The 15,446-nt window shown below is 66.9% G+C and carries 14 protein-coding genes; 8 read left to right on the forward strand and 6 right to left on the reverse strand.

Going from position 1 to position 15,446, the window contains the following annotated elements; all coding sequences use genetic code 11:
• The 4 genes from AC0KUR_RS13795 to AC0KUR_RS13810 form a co-directional block, all read right to left on the reverse strand.
• Window positions 1-198 (reverse strand): hypothetical protein, encoded by a 198-nt coding sequence (locus AC0KUR_RS13795; protein ID WP_473376024.1) that lies wholly within the window; start codon window positions 196-198, stop codon window positions 1-3.
• A 255-nt stretch (window positions 199-453) separates the two neighbouring features.
• Window positions 454-2,097, reverse strand: coding sequence for a malate dehydrogenase (quinone) (mqo, locus tag AC0KUR_RS13800; protein WP_034189660.1), 1,644 nt, complete (start codon window positions 2,095-2,097; stop codon window positions 454-456).
• A gap of 538 nt (window positions 2,098-2,635) precedes the next feature.
• On the reverse strand, window positions 2,636-2,941 hold the full coding sequence (locus tag AC0KUR_RS13805) for a hypothetical protein (protein ID WP_226252409.1): 306 nt from the start codon (window positions 2,939-2,941) through the stop codon (window positions 2,636-2,638).
• Between the two features lie 68 nt (window positions 2,942-3,009).
• Window positions 3,010-3,498, reverse strand: coding sequence for an Lrp/AsnC family transcriptional regulator (locus AC0KUR_RS13810; RefSeq protein ID WP_473376025.1), 489 nt, complete (start codon window positions 3,496-3,498; stop codon window positions 3,010-3,012).
• Between the two features lie 129 nt (window positions 3,499-3,627).
• Between AC0KUR_RS13810 and AC0KUR_RS13815 the strand changes: the two genes are divergently transcribed.
• Window positions 3,628-4,665: a histone deacetylase family protein gene (locus AC0KUR_RS13815; RefSeq protein ID WP_473376026.1), complete on the forward strand. Its 1,038-nt coding sequence runs from the start codon at window positions 3,628-3,630 to the stop codon at window positions 4,663-4,665.
• Between the two features lie 69 nt (window positions 4,666-4,734).
• Window positions 4,735-5,877 (forward strand): branched-chain amino acid ABC transporter substrate-binding protein, encoded by a 1,143-nt coding sequence (locus tag AC0KUR_RS13820; RefSeq protein ID WP_034189657.1) that lies wholly within the window; start codon window positions 4,735-4,737, stop codon window positions 5,875-5,877.
• Window positions 5,878-5,920: 43 nt separating this feature from the next.
• Here the strand turns inward: AC0KUR_RS13820 and AC0KUR_RS13825 are convergent, their stop codons facing one another.
• Both AC0KUR_RS13825 and AC0KUR_RS13830 read right to left on the reverse strand, forming a co-directional pair.
• On the reverse strand, window positions 5,921-6,343 hold the full coding sequence (locus tag AC0KUR_RS13825) for an NUDIX hydrolase (protein WP_473376027.1): 423 nt from the start codon (window positions 6,341-6,343) through the stop codon (window positions 5,921-5,923).
• A gap of 222 nt (window positions 6,344-6,565) precedes the next feature.
• Window positions 6,566-7,435, reverse strand: coding sequence for a mechanosensitive ion channel family protein (locus AC0KUR_RS13830; protein ID WP_034189655.1), 870 nt, complete (start codon window positions 7,433-7,435; stop codon window positions 6,566-6,568).
• Between the two features lie 288 nt (window positions 7,436-7,723).
• Here AC0KUR_RS13830 and AC0KUR_RS13835 point away from each other — a divergent pair, with 288 nt between their 5' ends.
• The 6 genes from AC0KUR_RS13835 (at window position 7,724) to AC0KUR_RS13860 (ending at window position 15,201) form a co-directional block, all read left to right on the forward strand.
• Entirely contained in the window at window positions 7,724-9,091 is a 1,368-nt protein-coding gene (locus AC0KUR_RS13835; RefSeq protein WP_473376028.1) for a M23 family metallopeptidase, read from the forward strand.
• A 353-nt stretch (window positions 9,092-9,444) separates the two neighbouring features.
• Complete coding sequence (locus AC0KUR_RS13840; RefSeq protein WP_473376029.1) at window positions 9,445-10,518, forward strand: catalase family peroxidase; 1,074 nt, start codon at window positions 9,445-9,447, stop codon at window positions 10,516-10,518.
• Complete coding sequence (locus tag AC0KUR_RS13845) at window positions 10,515-11,081, forward strand: cytochrome b (RefSeq protein ID WP_059556338.1); 567 nt, start codon at window positions 10,515-10,517, stop codon at window positions 11,079-11,081. The genes AC0KUR_RS13840 and AC0KUR_RS13845 overlap by 4 nt, the downstream gene beginning before the upstream one ends.
• Window positions 11,082-11,257: 176 nt before the next feature.
• Window positions 11,258-11,449, forward strand: a complete 192-nt coding sequence (locus AC0KUR_RS13850) for a hypothetical protein (RefSeq protein WP_154233779.1) — start codon at window positions 11,258-11,260, stop codon at window positions 11,447-11,449.
• A 121-nt stretch (window positions 11,450-11,570) separates the two neighbouring features.
• Complete coding sequence (locus AC0KUR_RS13855) at window positions 11,571-14,912, forward strand: autotransporter family protein (protein ID WP_473376030.1); 3,342 nt, start codon at window positions 11,571-11,573, stop codon at window positions 14,910-14,912.
• A gap of 139 nt (window positions 14,913-15,051) precedes the next feature.
• A complete protein-coding gene (locus tag AC0KUR_RS13860) occupies window positions 15,052-15,201 on the forward strand; it encodes a hypothetical protein (protein WP_473376031.1) in 150 nt (49 codons plus the stop codon).
• The last annotated feature ends 245 nt before the right edge of the window (window positions 15,202-15,446 follow it).

Genomic DNA, 15,446 nt, shown 5'->3' on the forward strand with positions numbered 1-15,446 from the left:
TCAGGACAGGTCTCCGAGGTAGGGGCGGCCTTCCATCTGCTCGTAGACGACGTTGCCTTCGTCGTCCTCGAAGCGTTCGAGGTAGTTGCGCGCGCCGCACAGCGGGCAGCGGAACAGCAGCCCCTGGCCTTCGTCCTTGATGACGACGTCGGACTGCTCCCACTGCGTGCCGCAGCTCTGGTTTCTGCAGATAAACACGGTCTTTCTCCAGCTGAATTCGGTTGATGGCGCGCCCGGGCGGGCGCGGCAACGGCGGGCGGCGCTCGCGCGGCTCAGGCGCGGGCCGCACCGGCGGTGGCTCGGGTTGTGTCGATGCGGATGATGGATCGGGCGGCGACGGGGTCGCGCGTGCCGCAATTCTAGCGGATGCGGGGGCGTCCGCCCGGCGCGCGCCAAGAAAAACGGCCGCCCCGGAGGGCGGCCGTGCGGCGTGGCGAAACGGGGCCGGGCGCGTTACAGCGCCATGTCGGCCGACGCCTTCGCCGGGCGGGCCGGCGCGTTGCCGGCCGGCTGCGACGGCACGCCGAGGTCGATCTTCGGCGGCGGCGACAGCTGCAGCACGTCGCTCGTGTAGGTCCATTCCTCGACGACCTTCGCCGGGCTGTCGTTCAGCTTCGTGCCGTAGCTCGGCACGATCTGGCGGATCTTCTGCTGCCACTCGGGCGTCGCGACCTTGTCCTTGAACACCTTCTTCATCAGGTTCAGCATGATCGGCGCGGCCGTCGACGCGCCCGGCGATGCGCCGAGCAGGCCCGCGATGCTGCCGTCCTGCGACGCGACGATCTCGGTGCCGAGCTTCAGCACGCCGCCCTTGACCGGGTCGCGCTTGATGATCTGCACGCGCTGGCCGGCCTGCCACAGGCGCCAGTCTTCCTTCTTCGCGTTCGGGAAGTATTCCTTCAGCGCGTTGAAGCGATCGTCGTCCGACAGCATCAGCTGGCCGGCGAGGTACTGGACCAGCGGGAATTCGTCGACGCCCACCCGCATCATCGGCGCGACGTTGTGCAGGTTGGTGCTCTTCGCGAGGTCGAAGTACGAGCCGTTCTTCAGGAACTTGGTCGAGAACGTCGCGAACGGCCCGAACAGGATGATCTTCTTGCCGTCGATGATCCGCGTGTCGAGGTGCGGCACCGACATCGGCGGCGAGCCGACCGACGCCTTGCCGTAGGCCTTCGCGAGGTGCTGCTTCACGACCTCGGGGTTGTCGGTCACGAGGAACGAGCCGCCGACCGGGAACGCGCCGTAGTCCTTCGCCTCGGGGATGCCCGACGCCTGCAGCAGGTGCAGTGCACCGCCGCCCGCGCCGATGAACACGAACTTCGCGTCGACGGCTTGCGGCGGTTCATCCGAGTGCAGCTTGACCCACGACACGTGCCACGTGCCGTCGGCATTGCGCGTGATCTCGCGCACTTCGCTCGACAGCGACAGCGTGAAGTTCGGCTGCGTCTTCAGGTAGCCGACGAACTGGCGCGTGATCTCGCCGAAGTTCACGTCGGTGCCGATCGGCGTCCACGTCGCCGCGACCTTCTGGTTGCGGTCGCGGCCTTCCATCATCAGCGGTACCCACTGCTTGATCTGGTCGTAGTCTTCCGAATACTGCATCCCGCGGAACAGCGGGCTCGCCTGCAGTGCCTCGTAGCGCTTCTTCAGGAAGCGCACGTTGTCGTCGCCCCACACGAAGCTCATGTGCGGCGTCGAGTTGATGAACGAGTGCGGGTTCTTCAGCACGCCCTGCTTGACCTGCCACGCCCAGAACTGGCGCGAGATCTGGAACGACTCGTTGATCTCGATCGCCTTCGAGATGTCGATCTTGCCGTCCGCCTTCTCCGGCGTGTAGTTCAGTTCGGCGAGCGCCGAGTGGCCGGTGCCGGCGTTGTTCCAGCCGTTCGAGCTTTCCAGCGCGACGCCGTCGAGGCGTTCGACCATCGTCATCGACCAGTCGGGCTGGAGTTCGTGCAGCCAGACGCCGAGCGTCGAGCTCATGATGCCGCCGCCCACCAGCAGGACGTCGACCTTCTTCGTATCGGCGGCGTGCGCGGACGACGTCGCGACGCACAGCGCGAGCGCCGACAGTATTACCCGTAACGTTTTGATCACAGCAGATCCCTTTTTCAACTTGGATACATCGGTTTGCCATGCCGCCCGGCGCGCGGTTCCGTTGCGCCGGCATGCGGATCCGGAGATCCGGATCGCGAATCCGGAATTCCGGATCGACGCGATGCGCCGTTGCATTTGCGCACGCGCAGCCGTTCGGAAGGACACCTTCGGATCGGCTTCCCGCGGGCAGGCAATCGCAGCATCGCGAGGGTGCGCAACGTGCCCGGGCCCTTGTGGCAAGCCTCGGCGGAACGCGCTTCAGGCTGCGTGGAAAGGCGCCGCGCGCGATGCGTTTTTGCGGGGGCGGGGTGGCAAGGGGCGCGTAATATAACCGAACTCGGACAACGTGTCGCAGACGACGAATGCCCCTGTTTTCGTGGGGTTTTTTGCGTGTCCGGGTTTCCGGAATGACGGTGCGCGAGGCGGGAAAACCGGCGGGGTCGGAAGCGCGAAATGCGGGCGACGGACACGCGGTGCGCCACGCGGGTACGTCATCGGGCCGCGGCGTTGCACCGCGCCCCGTTCACGTCGAATCACTTCACTTCGCTTCGCCGTTCCGGCAGAACTGCGCGTAGGCCGGTGCCGAATTCGCGAAGCCATGTGCCTTCGCGAGTTCCCACGGACGCTCGCACTGCTGCGTATGCTCGCACCATGCGTAGCCGGCCGAGCCGATGCAGCCGTGTGCGTCGCGATCGCCGCCGACGGTCGGCGGGGCCGCTTGCGCGGAGGGACCGGCCGGCGCCGATGCACTGGCCGGCGCGGACGATTGCGCGGCACAGGCGCTCAATGCGAATGCGCAGGCGATCGCGGCGGCCAACGACGCGGCGGGAAGGTAACGTTTCATCGGGTAGCGCTCCATGGGTGACGATCGGTGGCGGATGCCCGCGGACGGGCGCATGGACGCGTGATCGATCACGCGTCCGGCACCGGCACGCGCGACGAGAACTTCACCTCGCGCAACGCGAGGCTCGACTGGATCGACGATACGCCGACCTGCTTTCGCAGCACGCGCTCGACGAATTCCGCATACGCGTCGAGATCGGCCGCGACGACCTGCAGCAGGTAGTCGGCGGCGCCGGTGATCTTGTGGCACGACGTGACTTCGTCGTGACGCCGCATCACCTCCTCGAAGTGATCCGAATCCTGATCCGAGTGCATGTTGAACGTGACCTGCACGAACGCGAACACGTTCATGCCGAGCGCGCGGCGGTCGAGGTTCGCCTGGTAGCCGGTGATCACGTGCTCGTCCTCGAGCCGCTTGCGGCGGCGCCAGCACGGCGTGACGCTCAGCGACAGCTTCTCGCCGAGCGTCGCGTTCGACAGCGCGCCGTCTTCCTGCAGCAGGCGGAGCATTGCGCGGTCGACACCGTCCAGTTCAACCGAAGCGCGATTTTTGCTCATATCCGGTGTCTCGTAGACAGATTTCTCAAAATTGTACGAAACGAAGAAGCGAAAAGCAAAGTTATTGCCGGCCGGCGTCAATAGACTGTTACCACCCCATTCCCCTGGTCATCACGGCAACGGTCAATCATGCTCACGGTCTACAGCAGCGATCACCACCTGCATCGCGGCGTCGAACTGAAGGACGGCGCGATAACCGAGTCGTTCGAAAACCCGCTTCGCGCCGAAACGGTGCTCGCGCAGGTCCGCACGGAGGGCCTCGGCGACGTGATCGCGCCGCGTGCGTTCGACCGCGCAAGCTACGCCGGCGCGCACAGCGCGCGCTACGTCGATTTCCTCGCCGGCGCGTGGGACGAATGGACGGCGACCGGCCGCACCTGCCAGGCGCTGCCGCTCGTGTGGCCGGTGCGCGCGATGCCGGCGTCGGCCGCGCTGCCCGATTTCATCGACGGCAAGCTCGGCTTCTTCGCGATGGATGCCGGCGCGCCGATCAACGCGGGCACGTGGGACGCGGTGAGCGCGAGCGCGAACTCGGCGCTCACCGGTGCCGACCTGCTGTCGGGCGGCGGCGCGCGCGCGGCGTTCGCGCTGTGCCGCCCGCCCGGCCATCACGCGGGCCGCGAGTACATGGGCGGCTACTGCTACCTGAACAACGCGGCGATCGCGGCACAGCACGGCATCGCGAGCGGTGCCGCGCGCGTCGCGGTGCTCGACGTCGATTTCCACCACGGCAACGGCACGCAGGACATCTTCTACACGCGGCCGGACGTGCTGTTCGCGTCGCTGCACGGCGAGCCGTCGGTGTCGTACCCGTACTTCTCCGGCTATCCGGACGAGCGCGGCGAGGGGGCGGGAGCAGGCTTCAACCTGAACCTGCCACTGCCGAAGGGCACGCAGTGGGACACCTACTCGGCGGCGCTTGGCCACGCCGCGGCGGCGATCGCGCGGCACGCGCCCGACCTGCTCGTCGTGTCGCTCGGCGTCGACACGTTCGAGCACGACCCGATCAGCCATTTCAAGCTGCGCTCGCCCGACTTCCTGCGGATCGGCGAGGCGCTCGCGCGCCTGAACCTGCCGACGCTGTTCGTGATGGAAGGCGGCTACATGGTCGACGAGATCGGCATCAACGCGGTGAACGTCCTGCTGGGATTCGAAGGGCGCGCGTGAGCGCATGCGCGGCCTTCGACGAACGACGGATCCGGACACGAACGAAGCGTGATTAAGGAGGAGACAGGCATGAACCGGCATCACAAGACGGCACTCGCCACCGCGGCCGCACTGACGTGCGCGCTGGCTGCATGGCCCGCGCATGCGGACGACATCGTGCGCATCGGGCACGTCGCGCCGCTGACCGGCGCGATCGCGCATCTCGGCAAGGACAGCGAGAACGGCGCGCGGCTCGCGGTCGAGGAAATCAACGCGAAGGGCCTGACGATCGGCGGCCGGAAAGTCACGCTGCAACTCGACGCGCAGGACGACGCGGGCGATCCGCGCACCGCGACGCAGGTCGCGCAGCGGCTCGTCGACGACAGGGTCGTCGGCGTCGTCGGCCATCACAACTCGGGCACGTCGATCCCGGCGTCGCGCGTGTATCGCGACGGCGGCATCGTGCAGATCTCGCAGGCCGCGACCAATCCGACGTACACGCAGCAGGGGTTCAAGACGACCTATCGCGTCGTCGCGACCGACGCGCAGCAGGGGCCGGCGCTCGCGATGTACGCGGCGAAGCACCTGGGCATCAAGACGGTCGCCGTGGTCGACGATGCGACCGCGTACGGGCAGGGCCTCGCGACCGAGTTCGAGAAGGCCGCGCAATCGGCCGGGATGAAGGTCGTGTCGCGCGACGCGACCAACGACAAGGCGATCGATTTCCGCGCGATCCTCACGAAGATCAAGGGCGAGAACCCGGACGCGATCATGTACGGCGGAATGGATGCGACGGGCGGCCCGCTCGCGAAGCAGGCACGCCAGCTCGGCCTGCGCGCGAAGCTCCTCGCCGGCGACGGCGTGTGCTCGACCGACCTGCCGAAGCTCGCGGGCCCGGCGTCGGACAACGTCGTGTGCTCCGAAGCCGGCATCGCGCTCGAGAAGATGCCGGGCGGCGCGGCATTCGCGAAACGCTACGAAGCGCGCTATCACCAGCCGATGCAGGTGTATGCGCCGTTCTCGTACGACGCGGTGTACATCATCGTCGACGCGATGAAGCGCGCGAATTCGACGAACCCGGCGAAGGTGCTGGCCGCGATGCCGGCCACCGACTATCGCGGCGTGATCGGCGAGACGAGCTTCACGCCGCAGGGCGACCTGAAGCACGGCGCGATCTCGGTGTTCACGTACAGGGGCGGCAAGAAGGCGCTGCTCGACATCGTGAAGATGTGACGCGGTGCGCGCCGGTATCGCGCGCCCGTCGCACGCGCGGACCTCAGGCCGCGATATCGGCGAACACGTCGTGGTCGATCACGACGGGCACGAGGCGCGGCTGCCGCAGCCAGTCGAACGCGAGTTCGACGACGAGCGGTGTCGGCCGGCTGCAATGCAGCGACCCGACGGACGCGCGGTCGATCCACGCGCAATGCGCGATCTCGCTCATCGGGCGCGCGATCGCATCCGGATCGATCTCGGCGAGAAACACGTGGTGCACCTTGTGCGCGCCTGCGATCCGGAACAGATAGCGGGCATTGCCGCACGCGAGCCCGGTTTCCTCGAGCAGTTCGCGGCGCGCGGCGTCGCGCAACGATTCGCCGGGCCGCGGCGTGCCGCCGGGCAGTACCCAGCGGGCATTCAACCGGGCGACCAGCAGGATCCGGTCGCCGCGTCGGCACAGCACGGTGGCGCGTTCTTTCATGCGGGTTTCCCGATTGAATGCCCGTGTGTCGAATCGACGGGCAAAAAAACGCCGCTCGGCAAGAGCGGCGAAGAACGGAGATGGATACTGGCGTGTGCCGGACGGGATGACCGCTTCATCCGGCACGCTCATTGTGGCGAGCGTCGCACGCGCAGTGAATCAGACAAGTCTGATTTGAGCGCGGCCAGCGGGCGCATCGCTCCGGAGCGATGTCCCCGCCGCTTACACCCGCTGCGCGCGTGCGCCGTCCGTGCGGCGTTCGGCGTCGTGCACGATGTGCAGTTCACGCGTGCGGATCGGCAGCGCGCAGTCCGCGTCGGCGAGCGTCTTGCGCACCTGGCGTGCGAGGCGCCAGCGCATCGCCCAGAACGTGTCGGTATGGGTCCACACGCGCAGGTTCGCGACGGCCGTGCTGTCGTCGAAGCGCATCACCATCACGTCGGGCGCGGGATCCTGCAGCGCGTCGGGATCGGCCGCGGCCAGCGCGCGCAGCGCGTCGAGCGCGCGATCGATATCGTCGTGTACCGACACGTCCACTTCGAGATCGAGGCGGCGCGTCGGGTTGCGCGTGTAGTTGCGGATCGCGCTGCCCCACAGCGCGCTGTTCGGCACGTATTCGCAGATGCCGTCCGGCTTCGTCAACCGCGTCATGAAGAGCCCGACCTCGTCGACGGTGCCCGCGACGCCGGTGCCGCCGTCGATGTAGTCGCCCACCTTGAACGGCCGCAGCAGCAACAGCATGATGCCCGCCGCGATGTTCTGCATCGTGCCCTGCAGCGCGAGCCCGATCGCGAGGCCGGCGGCCCCGAGTACCGCGATGAGGCTCGCGGTCTCGATGCCGAGCTGCGACAGCGCGCCGACGATCGCGACGATGCGGATGCCCCAGACGGCGACGTCGCAGAGGATCGGCCGCAGCGTGTCGTCGACGCGTTCCTTGTTCGCGAGCAGCCGGTTCAGCCAGCGGCCGATGCGTTTGGACAGCCACCAGCCGGCGACGAGCAGCGCCAGGCCGGCGCAGAGCCGGAGGGAGAGCGTGGACAACGCGTTCCACAGGAACGTCCAGCGTTCCGGATGAAATTGATCGAGAAACATGACGGGATTCCGGGTTGAAGACAGGGGCGCGGTATATCGTGCGCAGGCAGCCTTCGACTCTACCCGGCGCACGGCGGTTCGCGCGATTGCACGGGGTCGGACGGTGGAAACGCAATTTCGTTCGTGTACTAAACGGCATTTTCCAAAAATAAGATTGGTCCTATTTAGCCGAAGTGGGTACGCCGATACACTCGGTTTCAAGTTGCCGGGCCGCGCCGATCATGGTTCGTGATGCCCGGTTTTTCCGTGTTTTTTCCCGATTTTTCATTGATAGCGAGTGACGACGTCATGCGGTTAGACCTGCGTTCCCGTCTCGCACGCGAACAAGGTCGACCCGCCGAGCGCGGCCTCCGATGTTTTCCGACGCTCCGCGCGCTGATGCGCGGTGTCGCCGCGGCGGCCTGCGTGGCCGGCGCGCACGGGTCGGCGGCGCAAGCGGTGCACGATGCCGCCTTCGCACCGGCGACCGCGGAATCCAGCGACCTTGCCGGCGTGCCTTTTTTCAGTTCCGCCCGAACGACGTGGGGCGGTTTGCGCGCGTCGGTCGTGCCGCTCGACGTCGCGTACGCATCGTACGCGTTGCACGGGCCGCCGGCCGCCGAGCGCGACGGCCCCGTTGCCCGCTTCGGTGCATGCGTGGCTTACCGCGTGCTGTGCGAGGCGGCACGCGGCGCGGTCGAACGCAGTTATGCAGCGCGGTTCGATTACGGCCTTGCGTCGCCGTTGCCCGCGCTGGATCCGCCATCGGTGCCCGGGCGTCCCGCCGTCGATCTCGCATCGGCCGAGGCGTTCACGCTCGCGCCGCCCAGCCGCGGCACCCGTGCCGGCGCGATCACCGGCACCTTGCGGGCGTCGCTGGCGCGCGCCGAACTGCCGGCCGGCGTCGCCGCGCAGATCACCCGCTTGCTGGCCGGACGCGTCGATCCGACGCAGCGTGGTGCGGCCGGCGACACCTTCCGCGTCGCATTCGAATCCGACGGCAGGGCGAAGCAGCCGGGCCGTGCACGCGTGACGGCGCTCGATATCCGCTTTCGCGGGCAGCGGGTCGCGGCCGTATGGTTCGTGCCCGATGCGCGCGCGCCCGGCGCGTATTACGACCTCGACGGCATGCCGCTCGCTGGTTCGCGGTTTGCCATGCCGGTCGCCGCGACGCGAATCAGCTCGCATTTCGGTGCGCGCGTGCATCCGGTGAGCGGCGCGCGTCACGTGCATTCCGGCGTCGATCTCGCGGCGCCGGCCGGGCGCGCGGTGCATGCGTCGGAGCGCGGCGTCGTGACGTTCATCGGCACCGAGCCGCGCGGTTACGGCAAGTACGTGGTGATCCGTCATGACGGCGGTTATGCGTCGTACTACGCGCACCTGTCGGCGTTCGACCCGGCGTTGCGAACCGGCATGCGGGTCGTGCGCGGCCAGCGCGTCGGTGCGGTCGGCAGCACGGGGACGGCCACCGGCCCGCATCTGCACTTCGAGGTGCGCAGGCATGCCCGCCTTGTCGATCCGATCGCGCTGGTGCAGGCGGCCAAAGCGGCGAAGCTCAAGGGGGAGCAACGCGTGGCGTTCCGCCGCGTGGCGCGCGATGCGCGCACGCAACTGGCGTTGGCGGCGCTGGCGCAGCCGGTGGCAATGTCGAAGGTCGATGCGCCGCGGGCGGGTTGACCGCCAGCCTCCGAAGTCCGTCGATGCCGGTCGCAATGACCGGCATCGTTGCGTGGGCCAACCGGTGCTCCGTCGCCACCGAATGTGCGCGTCGCCGGCGCTCGTACGGCAGGACGGGGCCTACGTCCGTCCGGTGCTTTCAGCCCAGTCCGATGTACCCGTCTTCGTCCCGTCGCTAAGATTTTCGTATGCAACGCGCATGGCGATTTCCGCTGGTGATCGTCGCTGTCGCGTTCGCGCGTCAATCGGCTCGATCGCGCGCGCCGGATGGTGTCCGCAGGCGTGTCGACGCTTCATGTGTCGACGGCCGCGGCGCGGAATGCGCGACGACACAACGGGATGAAAAACCATCTATGTCAAAACTTGACCTCACATCGAAACGCACCTGGAGCGCACTGGCGGCGATCGCGGTCGTGGCCGGCGCACTGACGTCCGCGCTCGCGTGGGCGGCGGGCTGGATCGGATCGCGCACGACGAGCGCATCGCTGGTGTCCGAGACGCCGCAGCCGTTTCCGCCGGGCTTTCGCCGCGCGCACGGCAAGGGCATCTGTTTCGCCGGCACCTTTCGTCCCGACGGCGCGGCGGTGCCGTTGTCGACTGCGCGCGTCTTCACGCAGGCGGATATTCCCGTCGTCGGGCGGCTCTCGATCGGGACCGGCAGTCCGCATGCGGCGGACAGTTCCACGACGACGCTGAGCATGGCCCTGCTGCTGACGACCGACGACAAGCAGCAATGGCGGATGGCCATGAACAACCAGCCGTACTTCGCGACACACGAACCGGAAGGTTTTCTGGCGATGCAGCGGGCAACGGCTCCCGATCCGGCCACCGGCCAACCCGACCCGGAGCGGGTAGCCGCTTTTCTGAAGGCGTACCCGGAGGCAGGGAAGTTCATGAAATGGGCGGCACGGGAACCGGCGCCGGGCAGCTTCGCCGGCGCGACGTTCCATAGCGTCAACGCCTTTTATCTCGTGGCCGCCGACGGGCACCGGCAAGCGGTGCGCTGGATGATGCGCCCGCATGATCCGTTCGTGCCCTTGAGCGATGTTCAACGGCGGAAGGCCGACCACGACTTCCTGTTCGAAGGCGTGCGCGCGCGGCTCGCGCAGAAGCCGCTCTATTGGGACTACGTACTGCAGCTCGCGCAGCCCGGCGATGCCGTGGACGACGCATCGCAGCCGTGGCCGGCCGATCGCAAGCAGATCGTCGCCGGCACGCTGGAAATGACGGGCGTCGTCGAGCAGGCGGAGGGCGCCTGCCGGGACATCAACTTCGATCCTTCGATCGTGCCTGCGGGCGTCGAGGTGTCGAACGATCCGATCCTGAATGCGCGTTCGGGCGCATACGCGCATTCGTTCAATCGCCGCGAGCGGGAAATCGGCTACGGCAACGCGACCGAGGCGGTCGGCAAGCAGGAGGTCAAATGAGTACGCAAAAGCGCGCGAGCGGCGGCGCGCCGCGCCATTTCAATGCGCTGGCGAGAGGTCTGCACTGGTTGATGGCCGCGATGATCCTGGCCATGCTGTTCATCGGTGCGGGCATGATGACGTCGTTGCATCATCGAATCTGGCTGATCGACCTGCATCGGCCGCTGGGTATCGCAATCCTCGTGCTCGCGCTGCTGCGCGTCGCGAACCGGTTGCACAGCCGGCCGCCCGCACTGCCCGAGAATCTCCCGCATTGGCAGAGGCTGGCCGCGAAGGCATCGCACTGGATGTTGTATGCGCTGATGCTGGCGCTTCCACTGATCGGGTGGGCGCTGCTGTCGGCGGGCGGTTTCCCGATCGTCCTGTTCAAGGGCGTCAACCTGCCGGCGATCGTGCCGGCCAGTCCGACCCTCTTCGCATGGCTGCGCGATGCGCATGGCCTGTTGGCGCGACTGCTGTTCGTCGTCGTCGTGGGCCATCTGTCGGCTGCCCTGGTTCATGCGTGGATCTACCGGGACGGCGTTTTCTCGAGCATGGCACGAGGCGAGCGCCGACGCGGATAAGCGGCCCAGTGTCTGACTGTCGCCGGAGCCTGTCGAATGACGGCTCCGGCGACAGTCGTCCGGCAAGCTGGAATACGTATCGGCCGGTTCGACAATCGAATCGGCGAGCGGGTGTACCGGATGCGGGTCGTCCGCATCGTGCAGAGCAGCATCGTCGAGCGGCATATCGCCAATGCATGGCCAACGAATGGCGGCATTGCGTCAGTATTTCCGAATCGCCCGAAATCCGTCATCCGCACTTTCAGCGTTTTCGTCCAAACCGGCAAATTCAACCGGTTTCCCCGCCGCGCGGCCGCCGCGCCGTCGCGCAAAGGGTTGCTGCAAAGCAGCAGCCCAGCCCGTTTCGCTTGTTTCCCAATCCGAAATGAATCGCCGCGTGATTGCCGATATCACGCAATCGCATCTTGCGATTATTTCGAGGCAGGTGATATAACCCGTTTCACGCACCGATTTGCAGCAATAACGTCACCAATAAATGCGAGCGGAAAAATGAAAAGAAAGGCGCGGAATCTGGGTTTGGGTGGAGTGGCGATCCTGACCGGCGCAATGCCGGTCGGTACGTATGCGACATGCTCGGCCACCGCGCCGGGCAGCGGCACGACCGTCACGTGTACCGGCGCGAACGCGCCGTCGGTCGTGGCCACGGCCGGCAGCACCAACGTGACGATCAACCTCGATTCGACGGTGACGGGCAGCTACGTGCTGTCGTCCGTGCCGACACCGTTCTCCGTCGACACGTCGAGCACGGTCACCAACAACGGCAACCTGTCGATGTCCGGCAACGGCACGGGCGTCGCGAACCGCGGCGCGGTGCTGCTCGGCGTGAACAACGGCAATACGCTCACCAACGGCGCGGCCGGCGTGATCGCGACGACCGGTCAGTACAACGACGGGATGGCCGCGAACGGCAACAACAACACGCTCGTCAACAACGGCACGATCACGACCACCGGCAACAACGCGTACGGGATGACGGCCGCGTGGGGGCAGAGCAATCCGGGCGCGGCGGGCAACCAGATCGTCAATACGGGCACCGTGACGACGTCCGGCAACAACGCGCGTGCGGCGTCGCTGCTCGGCGGCAACGGCACGATCACCAACAGCGGCACGCTGACGTCGAACGGCCGCGATGCGCCGGCCGTCTACATGCAGGGCAACAACGACACGCTGGTCAACAGCGGCACGATCCAGACGACCGGTACCGCGACGAGCGGCGGCAGCGTCGACGCCGTCGTATCGAACACGCTCGGCAGTGCGTTCACGGCGACGATCACGAACCAGGCCGGCGGCAGGATCATCAGCAACAACGGGATCGGCGTGCGGTCGACCAACGGCGCGACCGCCATTACCAACGCGGGGCTGATCCAGGGCGGCGGCGGTACCGCGATCCAGGGCGGCAACGGCAACGTGACGCTGATCCTGCAGACGGGCTCGCAGATCGTCGGCACGGCGAACGGCGGCGCCGGCGCCAACACGGTGACGCTGCAGGGCACGGGCACCGCGTCGAACGCGTTCACGAACTTCCAGAGCCTGACGATGGCCGGCACCGACTGGACGTGGGCCGGCACCGGCACGTTCTCGACCGCGCTGGTGCAGAGCGGCACGCTGAACCTGACCGGCACGCTCGGCACGACGACGGCGTCGGTCGTCGCGGCCGTCAACGCGGGCGCGACGCTGCAGGCGAATGCGTCGAACCTGCCGCTGTCCGTCACCGACAACGGGCTCGTGCGCTTCCAGCAGGACAGCCCCGGCACGTACACGGGTACGATCGGCGGCTCGGGCGCGGTGGAGAAAACCGGTGCGGGGACGCTGACGGTCACGCCTTCTTCTGCCGGCGGCAACACGTACTCGGGCGGCACGACGATTATGCAGGGCACGCTGTCGGTCGCGGCGGACAACGCGCTCGGTGCGGCGTCGGGAGGCTTGACGTTCAACGGCGGCACATTGCAGCTTGGTAGCTCGTTCAACCTGTCGTCGAGCCGTATGGTGTCGATCACGCCCGGGGGCACCGGCACGATCGATACGCAGGGCTTCAACACGACACTGACGCAGAACTTCACAGGTAATGGCTCCCTGACGAAGCTGGGCAGCGGCACGTTGACGCTGAACGGCCCCAGCAATGTCACAGGTTTCACCCAAATCAAGGCGGGAACGCTGGTGCTTGGCGATGGACTGGGTGGACCTGCCACGATGACTGGTGGCGGCGGGGCGAGGATCGAGCCCGGTGCAACATTCGGCGGTTACGGCAGTGTGGCGGGCGACGTAGTGAACTATGGCACGGTTGCCGTCGCGAACGCATTGACCGGCCTCGCGAGCGGCCGCAACGGCAACCTGGAGATCAAGGGGCTGCTGACGAACGCGGGGCTCTTGCAACTGGGTGGCGCCGGCGTTGGCAACACGCTGACGATCGTCGGTGGCGGCTACATCGGGCAGAACGGGACGGTTGCGCTGAATACTTATCTGGCCGGGGATGGCGCTGCATCGGATCGGCTGATTGTCGGCACAGGCGGTGTCAGCGGCTCGTCGATGCTGAAGGTGACGAACGTGGGCGGCCCCGGCGCGCAGACAACGGGCGACGGCATCCAGGTCGTGCAGCTGAACAATGGCGGGACGTCTGGCGCGGGCGCGTTCTCGCTGTCGGGCGGCACGGTGAGCGCGGGCGCGTATTCGTATTTCCTCGCGAAGGGCGGCACGGCGAACGGCACCGGCGACAACTGGTACCTGCGCAACACGGTACCGCCCAAACCGCAGCCGCCGGTGGTCGAGCCCGGCCAGCCGACGCCGCCGACCGAACCGCCGGTCACGCCGGCCGAAGGCACGCCGGGATCGATCGTTGAAGCTGTCGACAATGCAGGCACCGGCGGTAACCCGGAACCGATCTACCGTCCCGAAGTGCCGCTGTACGCGGAAGCGCCGGCCGTCGCGCGCCAGCTCGGCCTGCTGCAGATCGACACGTTCCATGACCGGCAGGGCGAACAGGGCTTGCTGGCCGAGAACGGTTCGGTGCCCGCGTCATGGGCACGCATGTGGGGCGGCAAGAGCGACATCAAGCAGAAGGGCGACGTGACGCCGTCGTTCGACGGCACGGTGTGGGGGATGCAGGTCGGCCAGGATCTCTACGCCGATACGACTGCCGGTGGCCATCGCAATCACTACGGCTTCTTCCTCGGCTTCTCGCGCGCGGTCGGTGACGTGAACGGTTTTGCTCTCGCACAGCAGGACATGGGCGTCGGCTCGCTGCAGGTCAATGCGTACAACCTCGGCGGTTACTGGACGCATATCGGCCCGGGCGGCTGGTATACGGATGCGGTCGTGATGGGCAGTGCACTCACGGTGCGCACGCATTCGAACGACAACGTGAGCGGCTCGACGAACGGCAACGCGTTCACGGGTTCGGTCGAAGCGGGTTTCCCGATCGCGCTCGGTTACGGGCTGACGCTGGAGCCGCAGGCGCAACTGGTGTGGCAGTACCTGTCGCTGGACAAATTCAACGACGGCGTGTCGGATGTCACGTGGAACAACGGCAACACATTCCTCGGCCGGATCGGCGCTCGCCTGCAATACGCGTTCGATTCGAACGGCGTGAGCTGGAAGCCATACCTGCGCGTGAACGTGCTGCGTTCGTTCGGCAGCGACGACAAGACGACATTCGGCGGTTCGACGACGATCGGAACGCAGGTCGGGCAGACGGCCGGTCAGGTCGGTGCGGGGCTGGTCGCGCAACTGACGAAGCGCGGCAGCGTGTATGCGACGGTCAGCTATCTGACGAACCTGGGCGGCGAGCACCAGCGCACGATCACGGGGAATGCGGGTGTGCGGTGGGCGTGGTGAGGGCGCGCCGTGGCAGCGATTCGGCTGCGGCGCGGGCAATCGATGCTCGCATGGAGCATGCGTATCGCAACTAGCAGCAATGCAGCATTTGAAGCTCGTTGCAGCGAGCCCGATCCGGAGAGGCGATGCGTTTGCGATCGTGAAGTTCGACGAGAAGTGCCCGATGGTCGTGCCGACCTTCGATGCCGCGAAGAAAGTGGTGTGTCAGCGACTTGGAGCGCGGGCGCCGCAGCACGTGATAACGGCGCTGATCGACGAGCTGGCCGCGCAGACGATGATTAAGCAGTAAGCGTGTGCGAGCCGGTCACGCCGCTGCCATTGTCGATGACGGCGGATTTTTTCAGAGTACGTGCAACGCAAGAATTAGATCGTTTAGCTAACTGACGAATCGCGAGGAGGTCGCCTTAGAGTCCGAAGGAAGCGTGTAGAGACGCTTTGACATACCGAAGCCAGATACCCGGCTCACCTGGCCTGACGAGCGTGACCTGATCGGGGCTCGTGACCGGCAACGGGCACGTCGCGTTGTCGCGGGAG

It is taken from the genome of Burkholderia sp. YHN3-13, from assembly GCF_055810675.1.

What these genes read in the sequence shown, in the direction of transcription:
- AC0KUR_RS13835 (WP_473376028.1), top strand. Translation starts at nt 7,724, where the DNA reads ATGCGGTTAGACCTGCGTTCCCGTCTCGCACGCGAACAAGGTCGACCC.
- AC0KUR_RS13805 (WP_226252409.1), bottom strand. Translation starts at nt 2,941, where the DNA reads ATGAAACGTTACCTTCCCGCCGCGTCGTTGGCCGCCGCGATCGCCTGC.
- AC0KUR_RS13815 (WP_473376026.1), top strand. Translation starts at nt 3,628, where the DNA reads ATGCTCACGGTCTACAGCAGCGATCACCACCTGCATCGCGGCGTCGAA.
- AC0KUR_RS13840 (WP_473376029.1), top strand. Translation starts at nt 9,445, where the DNA reads ATGTCAAAACTTGACCTCACATCGAAACGCACCTGGAGCGCACTGGCG.
- AC0KUR_RS13820 (WP_034189657.1), top strand. Translation starts at nt 4,735, where the DNA reads ATGAACCGGCATCACAAGACGGCACTCGCCACCGCGGCCGCACTGACG.
- AC0KUR_RS13855 (WP_473376030.1), top strand. Translation starts at nt 11,571, where the DNA reads ATGAAAAGAAAGGCGCGGAATCTGGGTTTGGGTGGAGTGGCGATCCTG.
- AC0KUR_RS13810 (WP_473376025.1), bottom strand. Translation starts at nt 3,498, where the DNA reads ATGAGCAAAAATCGCGCTTCGGTTGAACTGGACGGTGTCGACCGCGCA.
- AC0KUR_RS13830 (WP_034189655.1), bottom strand. Translation starts at nt 7,435, where the DNA reads ATGTTTCTCGATCAATTTCATCCGGAACGCTGGACGTTCCTGTGGAAC.
- AC0KUR_RS13845 (WP_059556338.1), top strand. Translation starts at nt 10,515, where the DNA reads ATGAGTACGCAAAAGCGCGCGAGCGGCGGCGCGCCGCGCCATTTCAAT.
- AC0KUR_RS13825 (WP_473376027.1), bottom strand. Translation starts at nt 6,343, where the DNA reads ATGAAAGAACGCGCCACCGTGCTGTGCCGACGCGGCGACCGGATCCTG.
- AC0KUR_RS13850 (WP_154233779.1), top strand. Translation starts at nt 11,258, where the DNA reads ATGGCCAACGAATGGCGGCATTGCGTCAGTATTTCCGAATCGCCCGAA.